This window comes from Halolamina litorea (assembly GCF_026616205.1).
Taxonomy (GTDB): Archaea; Halobacteriota; Halobacteria; order Halobacteriales; family Haloferacaceae; genus Halolamina; species Halolamina litorea.
The window spans coordinates 1,713,848-1,739,094 of sequence record NZ_JANHGR010000001.1 but is presented as its reverse complement, the minus strand read 5'-3'; the positions used below and the strand labels follow the sequence as shown (position 1 = coordinate 1,739,094).

At 69.5% G+C, this 25,247-nt stretch carries 24 protein-coding genes; 15 read left to right on the top strand and 9 right to left on the bottom strand.

What is annotated here, in order from left to right; all coding sequences use genetic code 11:
* Positions 1-11: 11 nt before the first annotated feature.
* From NO998_RS08935 to NO998_RS08915, 5 genes are all read right to left on the bottom strand, one after another.
* Positions 12-872, bottom strand: coding sequence for a rhodanese-like domain-containing protein (locus NO998_RS08935; RefSeq protein WP_267646764.1), 861 nt, complete (start codon positions 870-872; stop codon positions 12-14).
* A gap of 54 nt (positions 873-926) precedes the next feature.
* Complete coding sequence (locus NO998_RS08930) at positions 927-1,592, bottom strand: cyclase family protein (protein WP_267646763.1); 666 nt, start codon at positions 1,590-1,592, stop codon at positions 927-929.
* Positions 1,593-1,594: 2 nt separating this feature from the next.
* A complete protein-coding gene (locus NO998_RS08925) occupies positions 1,595-3,148 on the bottom strand; it encodes an amidohydrolase (protein WP_267646762.1) in 1,554 nt (517 codons plus the stop codon).
* 72 nt (positions 3,149-3,220) lie between these two features.
* The gene (locus NO998_RS08920; RefSeq protein ID WP_345781118.1) at positions 3,221-4,675 is read right to left on the bottom strand and encodes an MATE family efflux transporter; all 1,455 of its coding nucleotides are present in this window, start codon (positions 4,673-4,675) and stop codon (positions 3,221-3,223) included.
* Between the two features lie 84 nt (positions 4,676-4,759).
* Positions 4,760-7,093 (bottom strand): hypothetical protein, encoded by a 2,334-nt coding sequence (locus NO998_RS08915; protein ID WP_267646760.1) that lies wholly within the window; start codon positions 7,091-7,093, stop codon positions 4,760-4,762.
* Positions 7,094-7,186: 93 nt separating this feature from the next.
* Between NO998_RS08915 and NO998_RS08910 the strand changes: the two genes are divergently transcribed.
* Complete coding sequence (locus NO998_RS08910) at positions 7,187-7,330, top strand: hypothetical protein (protein WP_267646759.1); 144 nt, start codon at positions 7,187-7,189, stop codon at positions 7,328-7,330.
* Between the two features lie 103 nt (positions 7,331-7,433).
* Positions 7,434-7,616: a hypothetical protein gene (locus NO998_RS08905; RefSeq protein WP_267646758.1), complete on the top strand. Its 183-nt coding sequence runs from the start codon at positions 7,434-7,436 to the stop codon at positions 7,614-7,616.
* Between the two features lie 29 nt (positions 7,617-7,645).
* Here the strand turns inward: NO998_RS08905 and NO998_RS08900 are convergent, their stop codons facing one another.
* Entirely contained in the window at positions 7,646-8,854 is a 1,209-nt protein-coding gene (locus NO998_RS08900) for an MFS transporter (RefSeq protein ID WP_267646757.1), read from the bottom strand.
* A gap of 85 nt (positions 8,855-8,939) precedes the next feature.
* Here NO998_RS08900 and NO998_RS08895 point away from each other — a divergent pair, with 85 nt between their 5' ends.
* Complete coding sequence (locus NO998_RS08895; protein ID WP_267646756.1) at positions 8,940-9,335, top strand: DUF5683 domain-containing protein; 396 nt, start codon at positions 8,940-8,942, stop codon at positions 9,333-9,335.
* On the opposite strand, the gene NO998_RS08890 is transcribed toward NO998_RS08895, so the two are convergent.
* Positions 9,332-9,544: a hypothetical protein gene (locus NO998_RS08890; RefSeq protein ID WP_267646755.1), complete on the bottom strand. Its 213-nt coding sequence runs from the start codon at positions 9,542-9,544 to the stop codon at positions 9,332-9,334. The two genes, NO998_RS08895 and NO998_RS08890, sit on opposite strands and share 4 nt — an antisense overlap.
* Positions 9,545-9,669: 125 nt before the next feature.
* Between NO998_RS08890 and NO998_RS08885 the strand changes: the two genes are divergently transcribed.
* The 3 genes from NO998_RS08885 to NO998_RS08875 all read left to right on the top strand — a co-directional run bounded on the left by NO998_RS08885 (position 9,670) and on the right by NO998_RS08875 (position 11,999).
* Positions 9,670-10,638, top strand: a complete 969-nt coding sequence (locus NO998_RS08885) for a Gfo/Idh/MocA family protein (RefSeq protein WP_267646754.1) — start codon at positions 9,670-9,672, stop codon at positions 10,636-10,638.
* 120 nt (positions 10,639-10,758) lie between these two features.
* Positions 10,759-11,409: a DsbA family protein gene (locus NO998_RS08880; protein ID WP_267646753.1), complete on the top strand. Its 651-nt coding sequence runs from the start codon at positions 10,759-10,761 to the stop codon at positions 11,407-11,409.
* Positions 11,409-11,999: a hypothetical protein gene (locus NO998_RS08875; protein WP_267646752.1), complete on the top strand. Its 591-nt coding sequence runs from the start codon at positions 11,409-11,411 to the stop codon at positions 11,997-11,999. The genes NO998_RS08880 and NO998_RS08875 overlap by 1 nt, the downstream gene beginning before the upstream one ends.
* Positions 12,000-12,032: 33 nt before the next feature.
* Here the strand turns inward: NO998_RS08875 and NO998_RS08870 are convergent, their stop codons facing one another.
* Positions 12,033-13,286: an MFS transporter gene (locus tag NO998_RS08870; RefSeq protein ID WP_267646751.1), complete on the bottom strand. Its 1,254-nt coding sequence runs from the start codon at positions 13,284-13,286 to the stop codon at positions 12,033-12,035.
* 103 nt (positions 13,287-13,389) lie between these two features.
* Here NO998_RS08870 and NO998_RS08865 point away from each other — a divergent pair, with 103 nt between their 5' ends.
* The 7 genes from NO998_RS08865 to NO998_RS08835 all read left to right on the top strand — a co-directional run bounded on the left by NO998_RS08865 (position 13,390) and on the right by NO998_RS08835 (position 22,346).
* Entirely contained in the window at positions 13,390-14,547 is a 1,158-nt protein-coding gene (locus tag NO998_RS08865) for a cobalamin-independent methionine synthase II family protein (RefSeq protein ID WP_267646750.1), read from the top strand.
* Positions 14,548-14,620: 73 nt separating this feature from the next.
* Positions 14,621-15,781 carry an alpha-1 4-glucan-protein synthase gene (locus NO998_RS08860; RefSeq protein WP_267646749.1) on the top strand — a complete coding sequence of 387 codons (1,161 nt, stop codon included), beginning with the start codon at positions 14,621-14,623 and terminating at the stop codon, positions 15,779-15,781.
* On the top strand, positions 15,774-16,979 hold the full coding sequence (locus tag NO998_RS08855) for an extracellular solute-binding protein (protein WP_267646748.1): 1,206 nt from the start codon (positions 15,774-15,776) through the stop codon (positions 16,977-16,979). The genes NO998_RS08860 and NO998_RS08855 overlap by 8 nt, the downstream gene beginning before the upstream one ends.
* A complete protein-coding gene (locus tag NO998_RS08850) occupies positions 16,979-18,640 on the top strand; it encodes an ABC transporter permease (RefSeq protein ID WP_267646747.1) in 1,662 nt (553 codons plus the stop codon). Before NO998_RS08855 ends, NO998_RS08850 begins: the two co-directional genes overlap by 1 nt.
* Complete coding sequence (locus NO998_RS08845) at positions 18,637-19,851, top strand: ABC transporter ATP-binding protein (protein ID WP_267646746.1); 1,215 nt, start codon at positions 18,637-18,639, stop codon at positions 19,849-19,851. Before NO998_RS08850 ends, NO998_RS08845 begins: the two co-directional genes overlap by 4 nt.
* The gene (locus NO998_RS08840; RefSeq protein WP_267646745.1) at positions 19,852-22,092 is read left to right on the top strand and encodes a DUF7846 domain-containing protein; all 2,241 of its coding nucleotides are present in this window, start codon (positions 19,852-19,854) and stop codon (positions 22,090-22,092) included.
* A gap of 50 nt (positions 22,093-22,142) precedes the next feature.
* Positions 22,143-22,346: an HVO_0649 family zinc finger protein gene (locus NO998_RS08835; protein ID WP_267646744.1), complete on the top strand. Its 204-nt coding sequence runs from the start codon at positions 22,143-22,145 to the stop codon at positions 22,344-22,346.
* A gap of 33 nt (positions 22,347-22,379) precedes the next feature.
* Here NO998_RS08835 and NO998_RS08830 read toward each other — a convergent pair whose 3' ends face one another.
* On the bottom strand, positions 22,380-23,081 hold the full coding sequence (locus tag NO998_RS08830) for a dolichyl-phosphate hexose transferase (protein ID WP_267646743.1): 702 nt from the start codon (positions 23,079-23,081) through the stop codon (positions 22,380-22,382).
* 119 nt (positions 23,082-23,200) lie between these two features.
* Between NO998_RS08830 and NO998_RS08825 the strand changes: the two genes are divergently transcribed.
* Positions 23,201-23,992 carry an SDR family oxidoreductase gene (locus tag NO998_RS08825; RefSeq protein ID WP_267646742.1) on the top strand — a complete coding sequence of 264 codons (792 nt, stop codon included), beginning with the start codon at positions 23,201-23,203 and terminating at the stop codon, positions 23,990-23,992.
* Between the two features lie 652 nt (positions 23,993-24,644).
* On the top strand, positions 24,645-25,244 hold the full coding sequence (locus NO998_RS08820; protein WP_267646741.1) for a hypothetical protein: 600 nt from the start codon (positions 24,645-24,647) through the stop codon (positions 25,242-25,244).
* Positions 25,245-25,247 lie beyond the last annotated feature (3 nt).

Below are 25,247 nucleotides of genomic sequence, written 5' to 3'. Positions count from 1 at the left end.
AGCGGGCGCGATCAGCGGATCGTTCCATCCGCGAACTCGCCCAACGGGCCGGTCCGTGTGAACGCCGGTGTGGAGACCCGGACCGGCGTTTCGGCGTCGACACCGGAGAACCGAAGGTGGATCGAGAACGCGCCGTCGTCGCCGATCGGTGCGGCTTCGTACTGCCGGCCGACGGACGCCCACGCGTACTCGCCAGCGTAGTCGGCGTCGACCTCGCCGTCCAAGCGCCACTCCGAGACCGCCGCCGAACCGCCGTCGCCGAACGCGGTTCCCGCCATCGGGTAGCCGCGGTCGACCCACTCGCGGAACCCCTCGTCGATGACGTACACGTCCGTGAAGCCGGCTTTCTGCAGCCCGGCGGCGCGGACGGAGGAGAGGTGGTGGGGGCAGCCACAGTAGGCGACGACCCGTTCGTCGGTCCCCCAGCCGTCGATTCCGCCACCGGTCGACCCCTGCTGGGCGCTCGACAGCACGCTCCCGTAGAGGTGTGAGCGCGTGTACTGGGTCAGTCCGCGGGCGTCGACGAACCGAGCCGAGCCTCGCAGGTACCACGCTCGCGCGGCGTCGATGGGGAGCAGCCGTACCGTCTCGTCGTTCACCGAGAGGGTCGCCAGCGCGGCCGTGTCGATCCCCGGCGCGTCCGGGGGATCGGGGAACGCCGGCGGCAGACCGTCTGCGGGGTCGCTGTCGTCGGGGTAGTCGCCGTTCGTGACGAACGTCTCGTCGAGGGTACCGGGGTGTTCGAAGGGAGCGCCCGTCGGGGTCCCTTCGCCGGAACCGGGGGCGGCCGTATCGACGCCGCTGGAGGCACAGCCCGCGACGGCCGTCGTCGACGCCACTCCGAGCGCGGCGAGGAACGCACGTCGGTCCATGCCACCTCTCACGCCGGCCGCGCCGATACAGGCTTCGCCCGTTCGGCGTTCGTACTACTCCCGGTCCGCCGCGGCTTCGACACCCACTGCTCGGACCGGGGCGCCGTCACCCCCGAACGCGATCGGCTGCGCCCGGAGTTCGACGCGCTCGGGCACACTGTCGAGGTTCGCGAGGTTCTCGAAGACGAGGACCCCGGCACCCAGCAGCGCGTGGTGAGCGCCGAACGGATCACGGTCGCCGATCGATAGCGAGCCCTCCGCCGGCGGCGTCGGATCGGGGCTGAACGCGTCGATCCCGACGGCCAGGTTCCGTTGCCCACAGCGCTCGGCGGCCTCGACCGAGAGGTAGGGGTGATCCCGGTACCGATCGCTCCCCCAGTAGCGGTCCCAGCCGGTTCGGAAGAGGATGCAGTCGGCGTCGCCCGCGCGCTCCCCGCTCGGCACTCGGTCGGCAGGAATCGGCTCCCGCGCGTCCAGGTCCGTACAGTCGACGACGGCCGCGTCGCGGACGAACGCCGAGACGGGGTAGTCCGCGAGCGTGTTCCCCTCGGCCTCGGTGTGGGCGGGCGCGTCGACGTGGGTGCCGGCGTGGCTCCCGATGGAGAGGTGGCTGACCCGGCAGCCGTCGGCCTCGAACGTGTCGGCCGCCTCGACGGTCACCTCGGGGTCGCCGGGGTAGACGGGCATCCCGCTCTCGACGGGGTGAGTGAGGTCCTGCACGGTCAGCGCCCGTCGTAGACCACGTCGCCGCCGAGTATCGTGAGGTCGACGCCGATGTCGTCGAACGACTCGGGGTTCTCGTAGGGGTCGGTGTCGAGCACGACGGCGTCGGCGACGCGACCCGGTTCGAGGGTGCCTTTCTCGTCCTCCTGGAACTCCGCGTAGGCGGCGTCGCGGGTGTAGGCCGCGAGCGCCTCGTCGACGGAGAGACGCTGGCTCTCGTACGGCGACCCGACGGCGAAGCCCATCCCGTAGAGCGGTCCGGGCGGCATCTTGTCGCTGCCGAACGCCAGCGGGACGCCGGCGTCCAGCACGTCGCGGTAGCGGTTGTTTTCGGACCGGACCTCGCTGCCGAGGCGGTTCTCGTAGAGGCCGTCCTCCCCGTTCCACTGGAGGAAGTTCGGCTGCATTGAGGCGACGATACCGGACTCGGCCATGCGCTCGATGGCCTCGTCGGTGGCCAGTTCGGCGTGTTCGATCCGGAGCCGCGGATCGAAGCCGTCCTCGTACGCCTCGAGGGCGCGCTCGTACTCGTCGATCACGACGTCGATGGCCTCGCCGCCGATGGCGTGGGTGACGATCTGTTGGTTCGTGCGCGCCGCGTGGGCGAACCACTCCCGTAGCTGTTCGCGGTCGTTGACCATCTCCCCGTGGCCGCCGCCGACGAACTCGCGGTGGGTCTTGGCCGTCTCCGAGCCGATGGAGCCGTCGGAGAACGTCTTGAGCCCGCCCAGTCGGAGCATCTCGTCGCCGAACCCCGAGGCGATCTCGAGGTCAGAGAGCGACTTCGCCTGCCACTGCGGGACGTAGAACGTCGTCCGGAGGTCGAGGGCGTCCTCGCGCCAGTGGGCGAACAGCGCCTCCTGCTGGACGTAGCCGTGGTCCCGAACCCGCGTGAGGCCGGCGACGGTCTGGATCGACGTGACGCCGAGTTCGTGGTAGTGGTCGATGGCGGCGTCGAGCGCGTCGCGGGCTTTCGGTACGTCGGGGTAGGAGGCCGCCCGCACGCGGCCGGTGGCGTCCTCGACGACCCGGCCCGTCGGCTCGCCGTTCTCGGTCCGTACGTCGTGTTCGACGCCGGAGAAATCGACCGCGTCGAGCCCCGCGCTGTTCAGCGTCGCCGAGTGGCCGTCGACGCGGACGGCGACGACGGGGTGCTCCTCCGAGACGGCGTCGAGTTCCGATTTCGTGAGGTAGCCGCGCTCGCCGGCGGGCCACGTGCTCTCGTCGTAGCTGAACCCGAGCACCCACTTTCCCGCGGGCGTCGATGCGGCGTTCTCGCCGAGCAGGCTGATCGCTTCCTCGCGGTCGTCGGCCGCCGAGAGGTCGGTCTCCAGCAGGCCGATACCGACCGAGAAGACGTGCGTGTGGGCGTCGTTGAACCCCGGGAGGACGGTTCGGCCGTCGAGGTCGATGGTCTCGGCGTCGCCCGCGGCGTCTCCCGCGTCGTCGCCGAGCGCGGCGACCCGGCCGTCGCGGAACAGCACGGCGTCGGTCACCGTCCGCTCGTCGTCGAGGGTGTGGACGGTGCCGCCGCGCAACAGGAGTTCGGACATACCGGCGCGGGGGCTGGCTGGGAGTTAAGGGTTCGCACGCACCGACTGTCGGCTTCTGGCGTCGCGCACCCGTCAGTCGACGGCGCCCGCGTCGTCCTGTTCGGGCCGTATCTCGCGGCTGATCGCCTTCCACTTCCCGCTGTTGAAGCGCCAGTAGTTGATCGCCGCGGGGACGATGGTCTCGGCCATGAACGCCAGGTAGATCGCCCAGATGCCCAGCGGGGTCACCGAGCCGATGTAGACCAGCGGAATCGAGCCGCCGAACATCCCCAGTAGCTGGCTCAGGAAGGGGACCCGGGTGTCGCCGCTGGCGTCGAGCGGGCCGATCGAGGAGCCGGATATCCCGCGGAACAGCATCGCGATACAGGCCGCGTAGATCAGGCTGATCGCGATGGGTTCGGTCGCCGGCGGCGAATCGGGGTTGATGAAGACCCCCACCAGTGGCACCGCGAAGATCGCGGTGATCACCGCCGACACCGCGTAGGTGACCGTCGAGAACCGGATGATGTCCCGGCCGTAGGCCTCCGCGAGCGCCTCCTTGCCCTGCCCGAGCGCCTGTCCGGAGAGGCTGGAGGCCGCGAGGCCGAAGCCCCAGCCGGGCGTGTTCATGATCCCCCAGATACGCCGGGCGACGACGAACGCCGCCAGCGTCCCCTCGCGGTAGAACCCGAGGAAGTAGAGCATCGGGAACTCCGCGACGGTCCAGACCAGGTTCCGCGCGCCCACGGGAGTGCCGATCCGGACGAGGTCCGCCAGCGTCTCGCCGTCGACGTACGTGCCGACGGGGTTGATCTCCACCGGGAAGTCGCCGAAGCCGGGCGCGCTCCCCCGGGTGATGCCGACCGCGAACGCCGCGACGGCGAACATGTTCGAGAGCACGGTCCCCAGCGCGGCGCCGGCGACGCCCCAGCCGAGCCCGATGATGAAGACGGCGTTCAGCGCGATGTTGACGAACGCACCGCCGGCACGGACCTGCATGGCGGTGTAGGCGTCGTCGGCGCCGACGAGGACACGGCTGCCGACGAGGTTCAGGCCAGCGAAGGGGATACCCAGCCCAACCACTCTGAGGTACTGGGCGGCGTACTCGATCTGTTGGGGGTCGCTGTTGATCAGGCTCACCAACTGTACCGGGAAGAACCAGAACACGACCACCACGGGCAGCGAGACGACGACCACCAGCAGCGTGCTGGAGCGGACGGCGAGTCCCAGTTCACCGTAGGCTTCGGCGCCGTAGCGTTGGGAGACGAGCGCGATGGTCCCGCCGGCGACGCCGCCGCCGATGGCGAACGCGAGCCCCCAGAACGGGCCGGCGACGCCGACACCGGAGATGGCGTCGGCGCCGAGGACGGCGCCGACCATAGCCACGTCGGCGGCGTTTTTCGACATCCGGGCGACACCGGTGACGATCCGGGGCCACGCGAGGTCGGCCGTCTCGACCGCCCGCTCGCGGTCGATGACGCCGAACCGGGCGAGGGCGAGCCCGATGTAGAGGATCGGCAACCGGAGAACGTCTGCAGTACGGGACACTCGTCGGGTCGTTCTCCCCGGACCGCGAAGAGGCTTGTCCATCCTGCCGCGTTCGCCGGCTTCTCCCCACCCCGGGCGGTTCCGCTACGGCGACTCGTAGATGACGTTCAGGGTGGCGCCGGCAGGGACCGGTCGGGTGAGTTCGAGCGTGAGTTCGGCCTCCCCACCCGTGTCGACGACGCTCTCGATGGTCAGGTCGGCCCCCTCGACGGTTAGGGTCCCGGTGTCGGCGTCGACGGCCGTGTCGAACGTACAGACGACCCGGTCGGGTGCGTCGTCGGGAATCTCGGCGCCCACGAGCGTCGGGGCGGGGCCGGCGGATCCGCCGTTCCCAGCCTCGTCGGTTCCGTCGTCATATCCGCCGTCGCCGCCGGATTCGGCTTCGACGACCATCTCGCTGGTCGCCTCCGCCCGCACGCCCTCCTCGGTCCCGAGTACGTTGGCCCCCTCGTCGTCCGGCTCGTAGTGCAGGGTCGGCTCCGCGATCAGGGCGACCGGGTCGTCCATCCCGAGGACGACCGTACTGCCCTCGACGCTCGCGTCGCCGGTTAGTCGCGGAAGGTCGTCCCGGTCCTGCTCGTAGCTGACGTCGAACCCGGCGGCGGTGCCGCGGTTCAGCATCACCTCACGGTCGTACTCGACGCGGATCGCTGCCTCGCCGCTTCGCGCGACCGCGCGTTCGAGCGTCGGCGCCGGCGGGAGCATCTCGACGTCGGCCTCGAAGCTCGCCGGGGCGCCGCCGTCCCGGCTCTCGACGGTACCTTCCTCGGCGTCGTAGCTCAGCGTCGCGGCCGCCGACGACACGTCGACGTGGAGGCCGAGCACGACCGTTCGTGGTACCAGTTCGTCGTCCATCCCGTCGACTTTCGCCAGCCGCTCGACCCGCGAGACCGCCCCGTCGAGGGAGAAGCCGACCGTGTTCTCGGCTTCGACGGGCCGGTCGAAGCGGACCACCACGCGGTCGCGCTGGTCCTGTGGCAGCCGGACCTGCTCGACTTCGGGGGCGTCGTTCGACCGGTCGACGGCCAGCTTGAACGCGTCCACCGGCATGCCGTCGGAAGCCCCGACGATGTTGTACTTCGGCCCGTTGTTGCCCTGCGTGGTGTAGGAGAGCATCACCGTGTTGCTGGTGTCGTCGAGGTCGAGAGGGTCGGTGAGGCTGAGCTTCAGGTCGTCCGAGTCCCTGATGACCCCGGAGAGCGAGACGCCGCCGGCGCCCGAGAGGGTGAAGCCGGTCGCGTCGCCGAACTGGCTCCGCACCGAGCGATCGAACGACAGCGAGATCGACTCGCCGTCGGGGCCGAGCCGGGCGTTCAGCGCCGAGGGCGGCGCTGCGAGCGCTTCGACCGACGCCGAGAGCGGCTCCGTCGGCGCCTCGTTGCTGGCGGCGATAGTGTCGCCCCGTTCCGGATCGTAGTGGACCGTCGCGTCGCCCTCGTCTTCCGGGTCGATCGGGCTGTCGAGGTCGAGCGTTACGTCCGGGCTGTTGGGGTTGTCGGAGTCGGTGTCCACCGCTCCGGTCACCGTCGCGAGCGTGTTCCGGAGTTCGTAGCCGGCAGCGCTGTCGGCGGTCACCGACGGCGCGAACCACAGTTCGATCCGGGTGCGGTCGATGTTCCCGCTACCGTTCCGGCTCCGCGGGACGCTCGCTTCGAGGATTTCGAAGCCGCCCGGCGCGACCTCGAAGGTGATCTCCTGGCTGAACCGCTGGACGAGCGTGTCGGACTCGCCCGCGAGGTTGTGCATTCGCTCGGTGTCGCTGCCACCCTCCCGATACTGGAGGGACACAGCCTCGTCGCTGCTGCTCAGCATGTCGACGATATCCCGGGTCAGCGGGAGCGTCACCCGCGGGCCCTGGACGGCGATATCGCCGTCCAGCAGGTCGTTCCCGTTGTCGTCGGTGAGCGAGAACATGGTCGCATCCTCGGTTCGGGTGACGACCGGCCGGTCGAACTGGACCCGGACGGCGTCGCCGCGGTCGCCCGGGACCGACACGTCGAGCACCCGGGGGGAGCCCGGTTCCACGTCGAGGTCCGAGAACGCCGCCGGCACCGACCCCGACGGCGTCCGGACGTTCCCGGACTCCGGCCGGTAGCTCAACGTCGGGTGTTCGTTCGCGGCGATCCCCGTCGACAACGTGAGCACGAGAACGCGCGAGCCCATCCCCTCCGGACTCCCGGCGACGGCGGCCTGCTGTACCGTTTCGATCCCCGCGATCGTTCCGTCGAGGGCGAAGCCGTCCGCCGGGACGGCCCGGCCGTCGGCGTCCTCGACGACGACCGCGTCGCTGAACTCGACGTAGATCTGGTCGGGGGCGGTGCTCCCCCCGTCGACGCCGGCCGCGATGCCCGAATCCGCAGAAACGTACGCCCGCTCGATACCCGGCTCCCCACCTTGGCTCCCGTCCGCTGACTCCATTTGCCAGTAGAGAATGTAACATACGGCCAAAAAAGTACCACGTGGGTCGGGGTCCCCGGCAGATTTTTCCGCATGCGGCCCTGCCCTCCGGTATTGCTCGTGTTACACTTCGGCGTCGTCCACGAGGACGACTGCCCGGAACTGTCGACGACGCGTGATTGGGTCGCCATCGACGACCTGCCGGACGGGTCGTTGACGGACCTCGACGTACAGCGGTGTGCCGTTTGTGGACCGTGAGGTCACCGACCCGAGCGGTGTCGTGATCGTCCCGCGAAATCCCGGCAGTATTCTTATATAGAGATAGTTCGTTCGGCGAATCGTGCTTGTCCTTCGCTTCGGAATGGTGCACGAAACCGGATGTGACGACCTCCAGAACACGCGGGATTGGATCCCCCTCGAGGACTTCTCCGAAGAAGCCTTGGAAGACATCGACCTGCGTCACTGTCCGGAGTGTCTGGACCAGCCGGTCTCCGAGGCGCTCGACGCGGCCGAGGAGTCGACGGTCTCCGCGCCGCTGGAGTAACCCCCTCCCGTTTTCGCCGACCCGAGCGCTTAGCCGGTGGCTTCGGTCGCCACCGGCGCGACGACGAGGTGGACTGCGATAGCACCGACGGCTAACAGCCCGCCGGCCGCCGCCAGCGCGCCCCCCGGTGAGACGGCGTCGGAGAGCAGCCCGCTCCCGAGTTGGAACGGGATCACCGTCAGCCCGCTCACCATCGACATCGCGCTGAGGGTCGTCGCCCGCCCGACGGCGTCGATGCGGTCGTTGACGTACTGGCCCGCGAACACTCGTGTCGCCTCCGAGAGCCCCCGTACGAGGACGAACGCGAGGAACGCCGACACCGGGAGCAGCCACTGACCGACGAGGAGGAGGCCGACGCCGACCGGGACCCCGAGGAACCACAGGCGGAGGCCGACCCGCTCGCGGATCCACCCCGCCCGGTAGGTGAAGCCGGCCGCGGTGAGGCTGATGATCGCGTAGTACCAGCCAAGCAGCGTCTCCACGTCGCCCAGCCCGTAGCCGCCGACGACCGCCTCGAAGCGGGGCTGGAGGAAGATGAACGCGAGGTACGTCGCCGCCGAGAACAGCACGTAGTAGAGGAGGATGAACGCCCGGAGCCGCCGGTCAGAGAACGCCACCCTGACGGCGTCGAGGCTGACCGAGAGGGTGGTCCCGTCGCTCGGGTTGTCGGCGTCGGCGCGGTCGTCGTCGACGGTGAGCAGGATCAGCGCGCCGACGAACGTCACGGCCGCGGCGACGTAGAACGGGACGGCCAGATCGACCGAGGCGAGGTAGCCACCGGCGACGGCGGCGACGACGCCCGCACCGAGCGCGAGCGACTCGCCGCGGCCACGCAGCTCCGAGAAGGAGTCGCCGTCCTCGACGAGCGAGTCGTAGAGCCAGGCGTCCTCGGTGCCCGAGCGGAACGTGTACCCGAGCGACCAGCAGACGTAGAGAGCGAGAAAGGCGGGGAAGGCGAGCGACTCGTCGAGCCGTCCAACGAACCCGATCCCGGCGAGCGTGAGCGCGATGATGGTGGTCCCGAGCACGAGGCCGTTCCGGCGCCCCAGTCGGTCACCGAGGTAGCCCGTGGGGACCTCCCCGAGCACCGTCGTGACGTTGTAGGCGGCTTCGAGGACGGTGATCTGGAAGAAGGAGAGCCCCGCGCTCGCGAAGTAGAGATACATGATCGGCCGGTAGAGCTCGACGGCGTTCACGGCCTTGTAGGCGTAGTACCGAGCGACGGCAGCCGGAGGCATTAGCAGAACTGGCTGGTTCCACCCACGAAAGCGTTCGGAACCCAGCCACAAGAGATACGCCTGCGCGGGCACCACCTTCGACACTATGAGCGACAGCGAGACCACCGACGACCGGACGCCCGGCGAGGGCGAGGTGTACTGCCGTGACTGCGGGGAAATCATCAGCGAGAAGGCCGAGATCTGCCCGGAGTGTGGCGTTCGCCAGCAGTCGGCGTCGACGTCCGCCGACGACATCATCGAGGTCCTGACCAACGGAGAGAACCCCTTCGTCGCGGCGGTGTACTCGGCGATCCTGCCGGGGCTGGGGCAGTTCTACAACCGGGAGCCGGCGAAAGGGGCGGCCATCGTCGTCGCCAGCTTCGTTGCCGTCCTCTCGATGCTTGCGCTCGTGGGGTTCGTCCTCTACCCCGCGGTCTGGCTGTACGCGGTCTACGACGCCTACGTCGTCGCCGACGGGCGCGAACCGCCACTGGGGAGCTAATCCAGCAGTACCGAGACGACGACGAACAGGCCGTGGTGGACCACCACCAGCGCCAGTAGCGCTGTCGGGACCGGTCCCGGCGGGCGCCGGACGCCGCCGCCGCTGAGTACGACCGCGAGCGCCGGGAGAACGAAGAAGGCCACGACGAGATAGGCGTGGGCGTAGCGCTCGGGGAGCCTGCCGAAGACGCCGCGGTCGGTCGTCTGCACACCTCCGGGGTCGCCGCGCCGACTGATAAACCCACCCACCTTCCCCAGCCTTCGGCGTCGATCCCCACACGCCGCTCGCGTGTCGGAAACTGAAGCTACAAGCCGACCCGTACCCACGTCCCGGTGTGTACAACGTCGCTATCGTCGGCTGTGGCGTGATCGGGAACCGACTCGCCGAGGCGTTCGCGGCCAACGAGGACACGAGCGTCTACGCCGCCTGTGACCTCGTCGAGTCGCGGGTCGAATCGTTCGCCGCAGAGTACGACTGTGCGGCCTTCACCGACTACGAAGCGATGATCGACGACGACGCCGTCGACATCGTCTACGCCGGCGTGCCGCCGACGGTCCACCACGAGGTCGTCGAGGCGGCAATCGGGGCCGACAAGGCGGTGATCTGTGAGAAACCCATCGCCGAGGACGCCGCCGTCGGCGCCGATATCGTGGCGCTGGAGGAGTCCACCGACCAGCCGACCGCGGTGAACCTCCCCTTCCGCTACACCCCCGGGGTGCGTGAACTGATCGACCGTGTCGAGGCTGGCGACATCGGCGAGCCACAGCGCATCGAACTCACGTTCCGCTTCCCGCAGTGGCCCCGCGAGTGGCAGGACGTGGAGTGGCTCGCCGGCCACGAGCAGGGCGGCCCCCTCCGGGAGGTCGGCACCCACTACCTCTTCGGCGTGCAGGAGGCTTTCGCGGGGATCGAGTGGGTCAACGCGGAGATCGACTATACCGCGCCGGGGCGGTACGAGGAGTCCATCACGGGCTACTTCGGCGTCGAGGGGATCGGCGGCACGATCGACCTCCTCACCGACTGTGGCACCGACGAGGAGAACTCGATGACCGTCGTCGGCACCGAGGGGACGCTGAAACTGCTCGATTGGTTCCGACTCGCCGAGAACGCCGAGGGTGAGGACCAGACCGTCGTCGTCGACGACGCCGGCGACTCGACCGGCCGGCTGGTCGAGGAGTTCGTCGCCGCCCTCGACGGCGAGGGTGGGGACCTGGTCAGCTTCGCGGAGGCGAACCGCGTCCAACACGTGGTGGACGCGCTCTTCGAGTCCGACGGGGAGTCGCTGGCCGTCTCGACGAACTGAGGCCGACGCCCCCCGACGAACCCCGAACCCCGCCACGGACCACCCTCCCTTTCTCCCGTCGTGTCCGCCGGACGCACGGCTGGGACACCGTTATGCCCCGGGCGCCCCTCCGTTCACGGAATGACGAGTCGACGCCGCTACCTCGGTGGTCTCGCCGCGCTGACGGCACTCGCGGGCTGCAGCACCGGTAGCGACGGCGCACAGTCGGTCCGGGAACACCCTTCCGGCGAAGGGATCGACAGCCAACCCGCCCTCGGCCCGGCTCCCGGCGAGGCCGAGGGGACCATCGTCGCCTTCGAGGACCCCTCCTGTCCGACGTGTGCACGCTTCGAGCGCTCGACGTTCCCACAGCTCCGGTCGAACCTCATCGACGAGGGGCGGGTCTCGTTCGTCTTCCGCTCCATCCCGATCATCTACGACTGGGGCGAGCCGGCGACGATGGCGCTGGAGGCGACGTACGACCGCGACGAGTCGGCGTTCTGGGCACTCAAGAGCCACTACTACGCCCAGCAGGACGCCTTCGACAGCGACAACGTCCTCGACCTGACCGAGTCGTTCCTCGCCGACGAAACCGGAATCGATGCCGCCGCGGTGCGGGCGGACACCGAGGCCGGCGCGTTTCAGGACGCCGTGGACCTCGACCTCCGGGCGTCGGAGTCGGCGGGCGTCTCCGCCACGCCGACGCTGTTCCTCTTCGACGCCGACGGCTTCGTGACGGACGTGTCGGGACCGGTCGGCTACGACTCGATCACGGGGGCGTTGGGGCTCTGATGGCTCCCTCCGTCCCGACTCGCGGCCGGGACTGGCGGCTGATGGCCCGGACGAGCCGACTGGTGCTCTCGCTTCCGGGCTACGCCGCGCTGGCGGTCGTCGCCGCCGTCGCCGCGCTCTCGACGTTCACGCTCTCACAGAACCTCGGCTTCGTGCGCGCGGTGGTCGTCTTCAACGACGGTCCCCTCGTCGGCCGACTGCAGGCGCTGCTCGGACTCTACCCGGGATTCGCCGGCAGCTACTCGCCGGCGTCGGCGACGCTGATCGTCGTCACCTCGGCGCTGGTCGGGCTGAACATCGCGCTCGTGACCTACCACTTCCGCGAACACGGGCTGGGTGCACGCGAGGGTGGGGGCAGCCTCGCCGGTGTCGTGCTGGGGATGCTCGGCGCGGGCTGTGCGGCCTGTGGTTCGGCGATGCTCGCGGGGCTGCTCGCGGTGTTCGGTGTCGGCGTCGGGCTGACGGCGCTCCCGCTGCACGGGCTGGAGATCTCCCTGCTCGCGGTGGCGGCGACGCTGCTGTCGGTTCACTGGATCACACAGGGGATGCGCGGCGGCGAGGTCGCCGGCTGTCCGGTGGATATCGACTGAGTCGGGAGAGAACAGCGAACGGAGGACTGCCGTTCAGTCCCGCCGCATCAGCAGCACGCCGATCCCGCTCGCGATCGCGGCGATGGCCGCGAAGACGAGGAACAGCACTGTCTGGTTCGAGTACGTCAGGATCGCGCCGGCCATCCCGGCGCCGAGCGCGCCGATGCCGAAGTTCCCGAGGTAGGTGTAGCCGTAGGAGAGCCCACGGGCGGCCTCGGGGGTGTACTCGGCGACGGCGGCTTGGTACATCGGCTGAACGATGAACAGCGCGAAGCCGAGCACGGCGCTCACGAGCAGCAGCGGGACCGCGCCCATCGACGCCAGCGGGAGGAAGATCAGCGCGAGCAGCGACAGGCCGCCGAAGGCGAAGGCGATCCCGCGTTCGGGCGGCATCCGGTCGGTCAGTCGGCCGCCGACGTACTGGCCGGCGATCCCGACGGCGAGCAGGCCCGAGTAGACGTAGTTCGCGGGCTCCTGCGGTTCGCCGGCGATGTCGATGGGCTGGAACGTCTCCAGGCCGGCGAGGAGGTCCGGCAGGAACGTCAGCACGCCGCGGTAGTAGAGGCCGTTCATCGCGACGACGACGAAGACGAACGCGAAGGCGCTCCGGACGACGGTCCCGGAGATGTCGAGGAACTCCCCGATCGAGTCGGGGGTCTCGTCCTCCTCGTCCTCGTCGAGTTCGCGCTCCTCCACGTCGATGACCAGCGCCGCGGCGGCGGCGACGAACGCCGGCACCGCGAGCACGGCGGTCACCGTCTCCCAGGGCATGAACGCGAGCAGCACCGTCGTCGCCAGCGGGCCAGCGGCGATGCCGATGTTGCCGGCCATCCCGTGGAGCGCGAAGCCGCGGCCCCGTTCGTCGACGCCGGTGCTGATGAGGGTCAGCCCCGCCGGGTGGTAGACGCTCGCCGCAGCACCCCAGAGCACGAGCGCGATCGCGATGGCCACGACCGCCGGACTCACCGAGAGCAGCGGGAGCGAGCCGAGCAGGTCCGCGGCGGTCGTCGGTGCCGCCGAGAGCACGAGGAACGAGCCGCCCATCCCGACCAGACAGAGTGCGATCAGCTTCCGGGAGCCGTAGCGGTCCGCGAGCACCCCGCCCGGCAGCGCGCCGAGGCCGAGCAGCGCCATCCCCACCGAGACGACGATGCCGAGCTCCGCCGGGGTCGTCGAGAACTCCGTCAGCCAGATGACCACGAGGATCGGCACCGATAGTTCGTACGTGTGGAGCAGGGCGTGGGCCGTCCCCGTGAGCCCCACGATACGTCGGTCGTTTCCGTCCATGAGTCACCTGCCGATGGGGAGTGGCTTGAAAGGACGGATTCGGTCCGGGAGGGCGCGGTGGGAAAACCACCAGTTATATTTGTTCGACTGGATATTACCAAGTATGGCGACAGACGAGTCCAACCGGATCGGTACCACACACATCGGAAGCCTCCCGCGGCCCCCGGAACTGCTCGACCTCCTGCGCACCCGCGAGCAGGGCGGCGAGGTCGACCCCGAGGAGTGGGACCGCGTCAGCCGCGCGGCGACCGACGACATCGTCGACAAGCAACTCGAGACCGGGATCGACGAGATCAACAACGGCGAGCAGCCCCGCGTCTCGTTCAACTACTACGTCGGCGACCGGCTCACCAACATCGGCGGGAAGGTCGAACAGCCGCTCTGGGCCGACCTCGCGGAGTACCCCGCGGTCGCCGAGGACACGTTCGAGACCGACGTGATCGACCTCGCGAAGCAGCCGACCGTCACCGGCGAGGTCCGATACGACGGCCACGCGGAGGCCGAGCGTGAGGTCGACCAGTTCCGCGAGGCGCTCGACGGTACCGGCGTCGACATCGAGGACACGTTCTTCACCACCGCGTCGCCGAGCGTCGTCGCCGCGACCCACGTCGACGAGCACTACGACGACCACGCCGAGTACGTCTTCGACGTGGCCGAGGCGATGGCCGAGGAGTACCAGATCTTCGCGGACACTGGCGCGACCATCCAGATCGACGCCCCGGACCTGCTCGCGACGGGGCACACGCACCTGTTCGCGGACCACTCCGTCGACGAGTTCCGCGACGTGGTCGAACTCCACGTCGAGGCGCTCAACGAGGCGCTTTCGGGCATCCCCGAGGAGCAGGTCCGCCTGCACACCTGCTGGGGGAGCTACGAGGGGCCCCACCACTACGACACCGACCTCGTCGACATGCTGCCGACGCTGTACGAGGCCGACATCTCCGGCCTGAGCGTCGAGCAAGCGAACCCGCGCCACCAGCACGAGTACCGCGCGTTCGCCGAGCACCCGCTGCCCGACGGCTGGACGCTCATCCCCGGCGTCGTCGACGTGAAGACGAACATCATCGACCACCCCGAGACGATCGCCGACCGCATCGAGCGCGTCGCGAACGTCGTCGACGACGACACCGATATCGTCGCCGCGCCCGACTGTGGGTTCGGCACGCAGGCCGGCCTCGGCATGGTCCACCCCGACATCGCGTGGCCGAAACTTGAAGCGCTCGTCGAGGGCGCCGAGATCACCTCCGAGCGACTCCGATAGTCAACGCGCTGTCCGTTTTTGGCCGCCCAAAAAATCGGTACTGTTTTAGGACGTCCTAAACAACGGGTTGGTAATGAGTCAGCAGGACATCTGCGTCATCGTTCCGACGATCCGGGAGTGGGACTGTATGCGGGAGTACGTCGCCAACGCCCGCGATCACGGCTTCGACACCGACCGACTGTTCCTCGTCCTCGTCACCGAGGACTTCTGTGACACCGAGGCGATGGAGGCGATGCTCGACGACTTGGGCGTCGACGGCGCGGTGTTCGACGGCACCGCCCGCGAGGACTGGTTCGCCGAGCGGGACGCCAGCGAGTACAGCCACCTCATCCCCGAGGCCAGCCACGCCCAGACCTCCTTCGGGCTGCTGTACATGTGGGCCAACGAGCGCTTCGAGTACGGCGTGTTCATCGACGACGATACGCTCCCCCACGACGAGGATTTCTTCGGTACCCACCTGCGCAACCTCGCCTACGAGGGCGAGATCGAGTCCCGCGCCTCCGACGAGTCGTGGGTGAACGTCCTCGACGGCGCCGACGGCGACCTCTACCCGCGCGGCTACCCCTACGCAGCGATGGACGAGGAGCAGACGACCGAGACCGCGGAGGTGGACAACGTGGTCGCCTCGCAGGGCCTCTGGACGAACGTGCCCGACCTCGACGCCGTCCGCATCCTGATGGACGGTGACCTGCAGGGGCAGGCCCAGACCCGGACGACCGCTGACGACTTCGGCGAGGACTTCGTCGCCGCCGAGGGCCAGTACCTGACGGTCTGCTCGATGAACCTCGCGTTCCGCCGGGAGGTCATCCCGGCGTTCTACCAACTGCCGATGGACGACAACCGCTGGGACGTGGGTCGCTTCGACGACATCTGGTCGGGGCTGTTCCTCAAGCGCGCCGCCGACGTGCTCGGCGCGCAGGTGTACAACGGCGGCCCGCTCTGTGAGCACAACAAGGCGCCCCGCTCGACGTTCGACGACCTCCAGAACGAGGTCGCCGGCCTCGAACTCAACGAACACGTCTGGGAGGTGCTGGACGACGCCGGCGCCGACGCCACCTCCTACCGGGAGGTCTTCGCCGAGATGGCCGACGCGCTGGCGACAGGCGATTTCGAAGGATGGAACAACGGTGACTTCCTGAACTACTGTGGTGAATACATGAACGATTGGCTCGACTGTCTCGACGCCGTGGGAGCGACGGCCGCCGACCCCGTGGAGGTGCCCGCCGATGACTGACGAACCGACCTCGAAGCGACGGCGCCGTCTCCTCGGCACCATCGCCGGCGTCGGCCTCGTCGGCGTCGCCGGCTGTTCCGGTGGGAGCGACGACAACGGGACCGAATCGACGGCCGACGGCACCGACGCCGGCACCGACACGCCCGGCGAGGGCGGCAGCGGTGTCGACACCAGCGGCTCCGCGGAGTTCTCGGAGTTCCGTGGCTCCGGCGCGCTCGCGGAGGGTCGGACCGAGATCGGCGGCACCCGGATCGAGGAGCTACCGGCGCTGTCGGGCGAACTGACGGTCTACCTCGGCGGCGGCGAGGGCGGGCTCTACCGCGACCTGATCGGCAAACTCGAGAACATCTACCCCGACTTCTCCGCCACGCCCCGGGCCTACGGCACCAGCGAGGCCGCGAACACGCTGATCACCGAGGGCGCCTCGACGCCCGCCGACGTGTTCTGGTCGGTCGACGCCGGGTCGCTTGCCGCCGTCGCCGCCGAGGACCTGACGGCGACGCTCGCCGACGAAGTCGTCGATCCGGTGCCCGAGGAGTTCCACCCCGACTCGGCGTGGGTCGGCACCGCCGGCCGCGCCCGCGCGATCCCGTACAACACCGAGGCACTCGACGAGAGCGATGTACCCGACTCCGTGATGGACCTGCCCGACTCCGGCATCGCCGGCCAGATGGGCTGGGCGCCGACCTACGGCGCGTTCCAAGCGTTCATCACCGCCATGCGGATCACCGAGGGCGAGGAGGCCACCCGGAACTGGCTCCAGTCGATGGTCGACGCCGGGACCACCGAGTACGGCAACGAGTTCTTCGTCTCCAACGCCGTCGCCGACGGCGAACTGCAGGCCGGCTTCGCGAACCACTACTACGCCCTCCGGGTGCAGGAGGCCCGCCCCGACGCGCCGATCGACCTCGCCTTCACCAGCGGCGACGCGGGCGCGCTGATCAACGTCGCCGGCGCGGCAGTGCTCGAGGCGAGCCCCCAGCAGGAGCTCGCGATGAACTTCGTGCGCCATCTGCTCTCGGCGGAGGCACAGGAGTTCTTCGCCACCAGAGCGTACGCCTACCCGATGATCCCGGGCGTCCCGCCGGTCGGCGGGCTCCCGCGCATCGACGAACTCAACCCACCAGAGTTCGACCTCGCCCGACTCTCCGAGATCGGGCCGACGGTCGACCTCATGCGTGAGGTCGGCGTCCTCTGATGGGCACCGTTGGCGACACCGTACCGGACAGGGGCGTCCGGGCGCTGCTCCGCCGGTTCGTCGGCGTCGACGACGACGAGGTGTCGGTCCCGCTCGTGCTGCTCTCCGGAGCCATCGCCGCAGCGGTGCTGTCGCCGCTGCTCTGGCTGCTGCTCCGGGCTAGCGAGGTGCCGGCCGGCGAGGCGCTCTCGCTGCTCCGTGGCTCGACGGACGTGTTCGCCAACAGTATCGCGCTCGTCGCCGTCGTCACGACGGCGTCGATCGTGCTGGGCGTGCCGCTGGCGGTGCTGACCGTACAGACGGACCTGCCGTTCCGGCGTTTCTGGACCGTCGTGGTCGCACTTCCGCTGGTGGTGCCGAGCTACGTCGGCGCCTTCGCGTACGTCTCGGCGTTCGGCCCCGACGGCGCGCTCGCCGACGCGCTCGCGCCGCTGGGTATCGGTATTCCGGAGGTGTACGGGCTCGGCGGCACCGCGCTGGTGCTGACGCTCTTCGTCTACCCCTACGTGTTCCTGACGACCCGGGCGGCGCTGCTCTCCTTCGACGAGACGCAGTTGGAGGCTGCCCGCACGCTCAACGTCGGCTACCCCGAGGCGTTCCGGCGCGTGATCCTCCCGCAGGTGCTGCCCGCCGTCACGGCGGGCGCGCTGCTGGTCGCGCTCTACGCGCTCTCGGACTTCGGGACACCGTCGATCATGCAGTACGACGTGTTCACACGGACGATCTACGTCGAACTCAACAGCTTCGGTGACGGCCGGGCGAACGCGACGCTGCTCTCGCTGCAGCTGCTCACCGTCACCGCCGTCGTCGTCGCGCTGGAGTCCCGGATCGGCGGCGACGCCGACTCGGGCTACGGCACCCCCGCCTCGTCGACGGCGATGGTCTCGCTGGGTCGGCTGCGCTGGGTCGCGATGCTGCTCCCGGCGCTCGTGTCGGTGTTCACGCTCGCACTCCCGGTGGGGATCCTGACGATGTGGTTCCTGCGCGCGGAGGCGCTCACCTACGACGTGGGCGGCCGGGCCTTCGAGACGGGGTTCGCGCTGAACTCCGTCTACGTCGCCGCACTGGCGGCGGTGGCGACCATCGCGGTCGCGCTCCCGGTGGCGTACTACTCGGGCCGGTCGCGCTCGCGGTTCGCCTGGCTGACCGAGCGGGCGACCTACCTCGGATACGCGATGCCCGGCGTCGTGCTCGCGCTCGCGCTGGTGTTCTTCAGCAGCACGCAACTCACCGAACTGTTCGGGCCGGGCGTCTCGCGGGCGGTCTATCAGTCGCTGCCGCTGCTGGTGTTCGCCTACGTGGTCCGGTTCCTACCGCAGGCCGTCGGCGCCACCCGGTCGTCGGTGCTGGGCGTCGATCCCTCGCTGATCGGTGCCGCTCGCGTGCTCGGGACGCCGCCGCGGCAGGTGTTCCGCCGGGTGACGCTGCCGCTGATCGCGCCGGGCGTGCTGGCGGGTGCCGCGCTCGTCTTCCTCACGACGATGAAGGAACTCGACACCACGTTGATCCTGCACCCGACAGGGTTTACAACGCTGGTGACGTACATCTGGCGAGTTCAGGAAGGGGGTTACTACGGCCGGGCGGCGCTACCGGCGCTGGTGCTGGTGCTGATCTCCGGACTCTCGATGATCCCCCTCCTCGTTCAACGCCGCGACACATGAGCGACCACGCCACACCCACGACGGAGCAAACGACCAGCGAGCACCCCGCGGCGTCGACGGCCGACACCGACGGTGAGGGCGACGACGGACCCCCGACCGTGCTCGAACTGTCGAACGTCGTCAAACGCTTCGCCGGCGAGACCGCCGTGGACGGCGTGGACCTCTCGGTCAGGGAGGGCGAACTGCTCACGCTGTTGGGCCCCTCGGGCTGTGGAAAGACGACGACGCTGCGCACGATCGCGGGCCTCGAAACGCCCACCTCGGGAACCGTCCGCGTCGCCGACGAAGTCGTCGCCGGCGACGGGGCGGTCGTCCCGCCCGAGGAGCGCGACGTGGGGATGGTGTTCCAGGAGTTCGCCCTGTTCCCGCACCTCTCGGTCGCCGAGAACGTCGCCTTCGGCCTCGACGACCCCGACAGCGAGGAAGCGACCGAACGGGTCGAACAGCTCCTCGACCTCGTCGGCCTCGACGGCTACGGCGACCGCTCGCCGACGGAGCTCTCCGGCGGGCAGCGCCAGCGGGTCGCCCTCGCGCGCTCGCTCGCCCCGGAACCCGACGTGTTGCTGCTCGACGAACCGTTCTCGAACCTCGACGTGGCCCTCCGCGTGGAGATGCGCGAGGAGGTCAGCCGCATTCTCAACGAGGCCGGCGTCACCGCCGTCTCGGTCACCCACGACCAGGAGGAGGCGCTCTCCATCTCGGACCGCGTCGCCGTGATGGCCGAGGGACAGATCGAACAGGTCGGCAGCCCCGAATCGCTGTTCGAACACCCCGAGTCCCGGTTCGTCGCCTCCTTCCTCGGGCAGGCGAGCTTCGTCCCCGGCAAGATCACCCAGGACACCGTCGAGACGACCATCGGCTCCTACGGCCGCGACCTGCTCGAGGGGGTCACCGACGAGTACGTCGGCGCCGAGGTGGACGTACTGGTCCGCCCCGACGACCTCCGGCTCGCCCCCGTCGACGGGGAGGCCGGCCCCATCTCCGCACAGGCCGACCCGCTGACGACCGCCGACGGCGGCACGGTCGGGACCGCCGACGGCGAAGTGATCCAACGCCAGTACACCGGCCCGTCGTTCGTCTACCACGTCCAACTCGACGACGGTCCGGTCGTCAGGTGTCTGCACAATCACGCCGAGGAGGTCGGCATCGGCGAGCGCGTGAGCGTTCGGCTGGTCGCCGACCACACGCTCGCTTGGTACCCCGCGGCGTAGATGCCCGATCGGTCCCCCTCCTCCGGCCGCGTTCCCCGCGCCCTCTCCTCTCTTGACGCCGCCAGCGACCGCCTCGACCGGGGCTGGCTCGCGATCCTCCTGCTCGCGCTCGTCGCCGCTGCCGTCTCCTTCCTCGTCGCCACCCGCGTCTTTCCGTACCACTCGCTCAACCACGACGAGGGCGTCTACATCCAGCAGGCGGAACTGCTGCTCTCCGGTCGGCTGTTCCTCCGGCCGCCGGTCGACGGCCCGTTCCGGCCGTGGTTCTTCGTCGACGGCCCCGAGGGGCTCTACTCGAAGTACGCGCCGGTCCCGGCGGCGGTGTTCGCGCTCGGTCGTGCGCTCGGCGCGTACCCGATCGCGCTCGCGGGGATCGCGGCGACGGTCGTTGGCGGCACCGCCGCGGTCGCCCGGGAGCTGTTCGACGCCCGCGTCGGCGTCGTCGCGGGCCTACTCGTCCTCGCCTCACCGCTGTTCCTGGTCCAGTCGGGGACCTACCTCCCCTACGCGGTCACCGCCGCGTTCGAACTCGTCTTCGCCTACGCCTACCTCCGGGGCGAACGCACCGGGAGCCGCCGACTCGCGGCCGTCGCGGGCGCGGCGATCGGCGTCGCCTTCTTCGGCCGACCCTACACCGCCGTGCTGTTCGCGGCGCCGTTCGTCGCCCACGCGGTGGTCACGCTCGTCCGCTCGGGCGCGTGGCGTAGGCCGTTCCGGGCCGTCGACGACGCCCGACGCGACCTGTTCGCGCGTCGGCTGGCGACCGCGGGGCTCGGCACCGCGGGCGTCGTCGTCGCGCTCGGCTACAACGCCGTCATGACCGGCGACCCGCTGGAGTTCCCGTTCGCGGCGTTCGCCCCCGAGGACGGGATCGGCTTCGGCGAGCGGTCGCTCCTCGGTCACGAGGTCGACTACACGCTCGGGCTGGGGCTGGAAGCGAACGCGCTCGTACTGGAGACGCTGTTCACCGACTGGGTGGCGATGGGGAGCCTCGGGGCCGTGCTGGCCGCGGTCGGGGTTGGCTGGACCGCCCGCACGGGGCGTCGACGGCCGACGGCGCTCGCGTGGCGACGCGGGGTTCTCGCGGGGCTGTTCCTCTCGATCACGGCCGGGAACGTCGGCTTCTGGGGGAACTACAACGTCCTCGGCCGCCTCGACGTGGCCACTGACGGCCTGATCTACCACCTCGGGCCGTACTACCACTACGACCTGCTCGTCCCGACAGCTGTCTTCGGCGCCGTCGCGGCGGTCCGCGGCGGGGAGCGGCTCCGGGCGGTCGCCGCGGATCGACTGCCGGACTCCCTCCCCGTCGACCGTGCTGCCGCCGATCGCCTCGCCGTCGGCCTCCTCGTCGTCGCGGCGGGCGTCGGCGGCGCCGTCGCAGTCGGGGCCGCCCAAGACCCGATCGAGCGCAACGCCGCGGTCAGCGATCAACTCGAAGTCGCCTACGAGCCGTTCCAGGAGCAGGGGGGGCTCTCAGCCGGCAACGCCGCCCTCCACGGGAACGCGACCGAGGAACGTACGCTGACGTTCCTCCCCCCCGTGTACGGCCCGTGGCTGAACCATCCGTTTCAGGCAGTCCGGAACGACCCAGACTTCGACGGCCGCTCGTTGTACGCGCTCGGCGACGACGACGAACTGGACGTGGCGGCGGCTCACCCCGAGTACCGGCTCCGTCGGTACGTGGTCCGGGGGGCGTGGTCGCCGGCCGGCGGCGACGCCGTGACCGCGGAACTGCGCCCGGTCGAGCGTGTCTCGGGCGAGTCGGTTCGTCTCGACACTGCCGTCGGGGTCCCCGAGGGGGCCCAGTCGGTCTCCATCCGCGTCGGCGGCGACGACGGCCAGACCTACGCGATCGCGGACGCGAGCCCCGGAACGCTGAACCTCTCACTCGTCGTCGCTGACGGCGAGGCGCGGCTCAGCGGCGAGGGGATCGCGGCCAGCGGCGGGCGGTCGTCGACGAACGGGAGCGTGGACCCCGCGTTCCCGGTCGACGACCGCGACGAACTCACGCTGACGGTGTTCGTCGGGACGGGCCCGAGTTCGGGGTTCAGCTACGACCTGACGTTCCCGGTCGACACGGGCGGCGAGACGGTTCGGGCGCTCTCGCCGACGCGGGAACGGTGCCCCGTGCCGGCCCGGTGTGTCCCCGCCGGACTCGGTCCATCGCCGCCGGGAACGTTCGTCGACGCGACGATCGTCGGCACCGCGTCGGCTCAAAACGGGACTAACAGTCGGTAGGAGTCCGCTATCGGGGGAACGCTTTTGGCCTCCCGCGAGAATACTGAGTCATGGTAACACGCAGCATTCGATCCGCACTGGAAGGGCTGCGGGCCTACTACGACACCAGAGAACGCGTCTGCACGGCCTGTGGGTTCGAAGTCGATGAGGGCTCGTGGGTGAGCGAGACCAACGGGAGCGTGGTGATGTACCACTACGAGTGTCCCAGCTGTCACGCCGTGATGGAACACACCGTCACCCTCTCTGCGGCCTGAGGACGTGGGCACGCCGGGTAGCGGCCGTGCCGGTCAGAACAGCGACGTGAGTTGGCGTTTTCGCTCCTGTGCACAGACCCGGAGGATCGACCCCGCGATCTCGGCGCCGCCCGAGAACGGGTCGAGTTTGGTCTCGCCGAGGCGTTCGTCGTAGGCGATCGGTTCCTCGCGCACGTCGTAGCCCCGCATCACTGGGCGGATCAGTAGCTCCGCGGAGAGGCCGGTGTTCTCGGTCCACGTGATCTCCTCGATCACGTCCTCGTGGTAGGCGCGCATCCCCGTCGTCACGTCGTGGAGGTGGTCGCCGGCGAGCACGCTCGACAGCGCCGCGAACGCGAGGTTCCCGTAGCGGTTCATCGTCGGCATCGTCTCGGCGCCGTGGTAGAGTCGGTCGCCGCTGACCACGTCGTAACCCTCGTTGATCAGGTCGAGGAAGTCCGGGATCCGCTCCATCGGGTAGGTGCCGTCGCAGTCGGTGGTGATCCGAACGGGGTTCGAAGCCGACAGGAGCGCCTTACAGACCGCGAAACCGTAGCCCCGCGGCTCCTGCTCGATCACCGTCGCGCCCTTCTCCCGGGCGATATCGGCGGTCCCGTCGCTGGAGCCGTCGACGACGACCACCTCCGCGCGGCCGTCGGTGGCGGCGTCGATGTCGTCGAGCACCGGCCCGATCGCTTCCGCCTCGTTGTAGCTGCCCATCACCACGCTCACGTCGTCCAGCGTGTACTCACTCATGATTCTGGGGTCGTGCTGGACTGGTTTAGGCCTGCCGAAAAACTGTGACCGAGCCGAGAACCCGGCCGGCGTTTCCGGAGCGAACCGGGTTTAAGGTGCCTGCGGCCACAGGGGCGGGTATGGATCTCGAACTCGAAGGGACGAGCGCACTGGTCACGGCATCGAGCAGCGGTCTCGGGAAAGCGTCGGCGGAGGCGCTGGCTCGCGAGGGGGCACACGTCGTCGTCAACGGCCGGGACGAGGAGCGACTCGCCGAGGCCGTCGAGGAGATCGACGCCGCCGGCGACGGCGAGGTCGTCGGCGTGCAGGGCGACCTCACCGAGAAAGAGGACATCGAACACCTCGTCGAGCGTACCGTGGAGGAGTTCGGCGGCATCGACACGCTCGTCACCAGCGCCGGCGGCCCGCCCAGCGGGGCGTTCATGGACACCGACGACGAGGACTGGTACCAGGCGTTCGACCTGCTCGTGATGAGCGCCGTCCGGACCGTCCGCGCGGCCGCCCCCCACCTGAAGGAGTCCGATCAGGGGACGATGACGTTCGTCACCTCCCGATCGGTGAAGGAGGCGATCGACTCACTCGTGCTCTCGAACTCCGTCCGGATGGCCGTCATCGGGCTGGAGAAGACGCTCTCGAAGGAACTGGCCCCGGAGGTCCGATCGAACGCGGTGCTTCCCGGCCCCCACGAGACCTCCCGGATCGAGGACCTCGTCGAGCAGGCCGTCGACCGCGGCGACTACGAGGACTACGAGGAGGGCCTCGCCGACTGGGGCGACGGCATCCCCGTCGGCCGCATCGGCGACCCGATGGAGCTCGGCGACACGGTGGCGTTCCTCTCCTCGCCGAAGTCCTCCTACATCAACGGCGTCGCACTGCCCATCGAGGGCGGCGCCGGCGCGTCGAACCTCTAGTCAGTCGCGGCGAACGACCACAAGCGACCGCCGTGTCGCTTGTCGGAGCCGATGCCGTGACTGTACGTTGTCGATCTGCGTGCGACCGGCGACAACTCGAACGGTCCCACACTTTTCCGGGGGACGCCACGCTCGGGAGCGATCCCTGACGAACGTCGGTCGCGTCTCACCGCTGGCTTACGCTCGGAGTGGGCGCCAGTCAGGACATCGGGATAGCCGTCGCTCAGTTTGTTGAGCAGACGGGGTAGGCCGGTCGACTTACCCGACGTGCAGAGCACGCGGGGCGAAAGGAGCCGCCGACCGTGCCGTCCACCTCATCCTCCCGGCTATCGCTACAAAACCCCTCCGATGCGTCGAGCGGGGCGGTCGGCGCGTCGGGGCGGCCTACGCCTCGGGGAGGTCGGCGCCACACTCGGGGCAGGCCTCGTCGACGACCGTCACTTGCAGGTCACAGTCCGGGCAGTAGTCCCGGTAGCACGCGTCGTCGCCCATCGTCCGATGTTCGGGACTGGAGGGGCATATTCGTTTCCGGGGTGTCGGCGACGACCGAGGCCCGGATCGGCTGCCTCGCGGCGATCGACCGGTCCGAGGACGGATCGAACTGCGCCACCGAACGAATAATGCCGCTCTCCTGTGAACTTCGAGGGGAGCGATGTCCCACGAGAAATACCGCCTCCGCTATCAGGCGGCCGAGACCTACCGGATGGACGGCCGGAACGAGGCTGCCGGCACGACGTTCAGCCTCGCCGCCTACGAACTGCTCGGGGGCTCGGAACTCGGCGACCGAAACGAACTCCTGACGGCGGTGACGACGCTCACGGAGGCGGCCATCTGTTACCGGATCGGCGGCCACGACCGCCGGTGTTCGATCCGGTGTCGGCAGGGCGAGAGCGTCGTCGACGAACTCGATGCCCTGCTGTACGAGCGCGAGCCCTTCGAAGCGCTGGCCCACGAACTCCGCGGGGACTTCCGGCTGATCGCCGGCCGGAAGGGTCACCGCAAGCACCACCGACGGGCCCGCGCGATCTACGCCGAGTACGAGGACGAATCGGACCGCTGGCAGGGGACCGACGAGTTCGAGGCGGCGCTGGACCCGTTTCTGAAAGCCGCCGACGCCGTGGGCCACCAGTACGACCACTATCAGCCCCTCGACGATCTCTCGCTGCTCTCACGGCTGTTCGAGAAGAAGTACCACTTCGGGGAGGTTCTGCGAGAACTCGAACGGGCGGGTACGTGGAACTGGGACCGCTGAAGG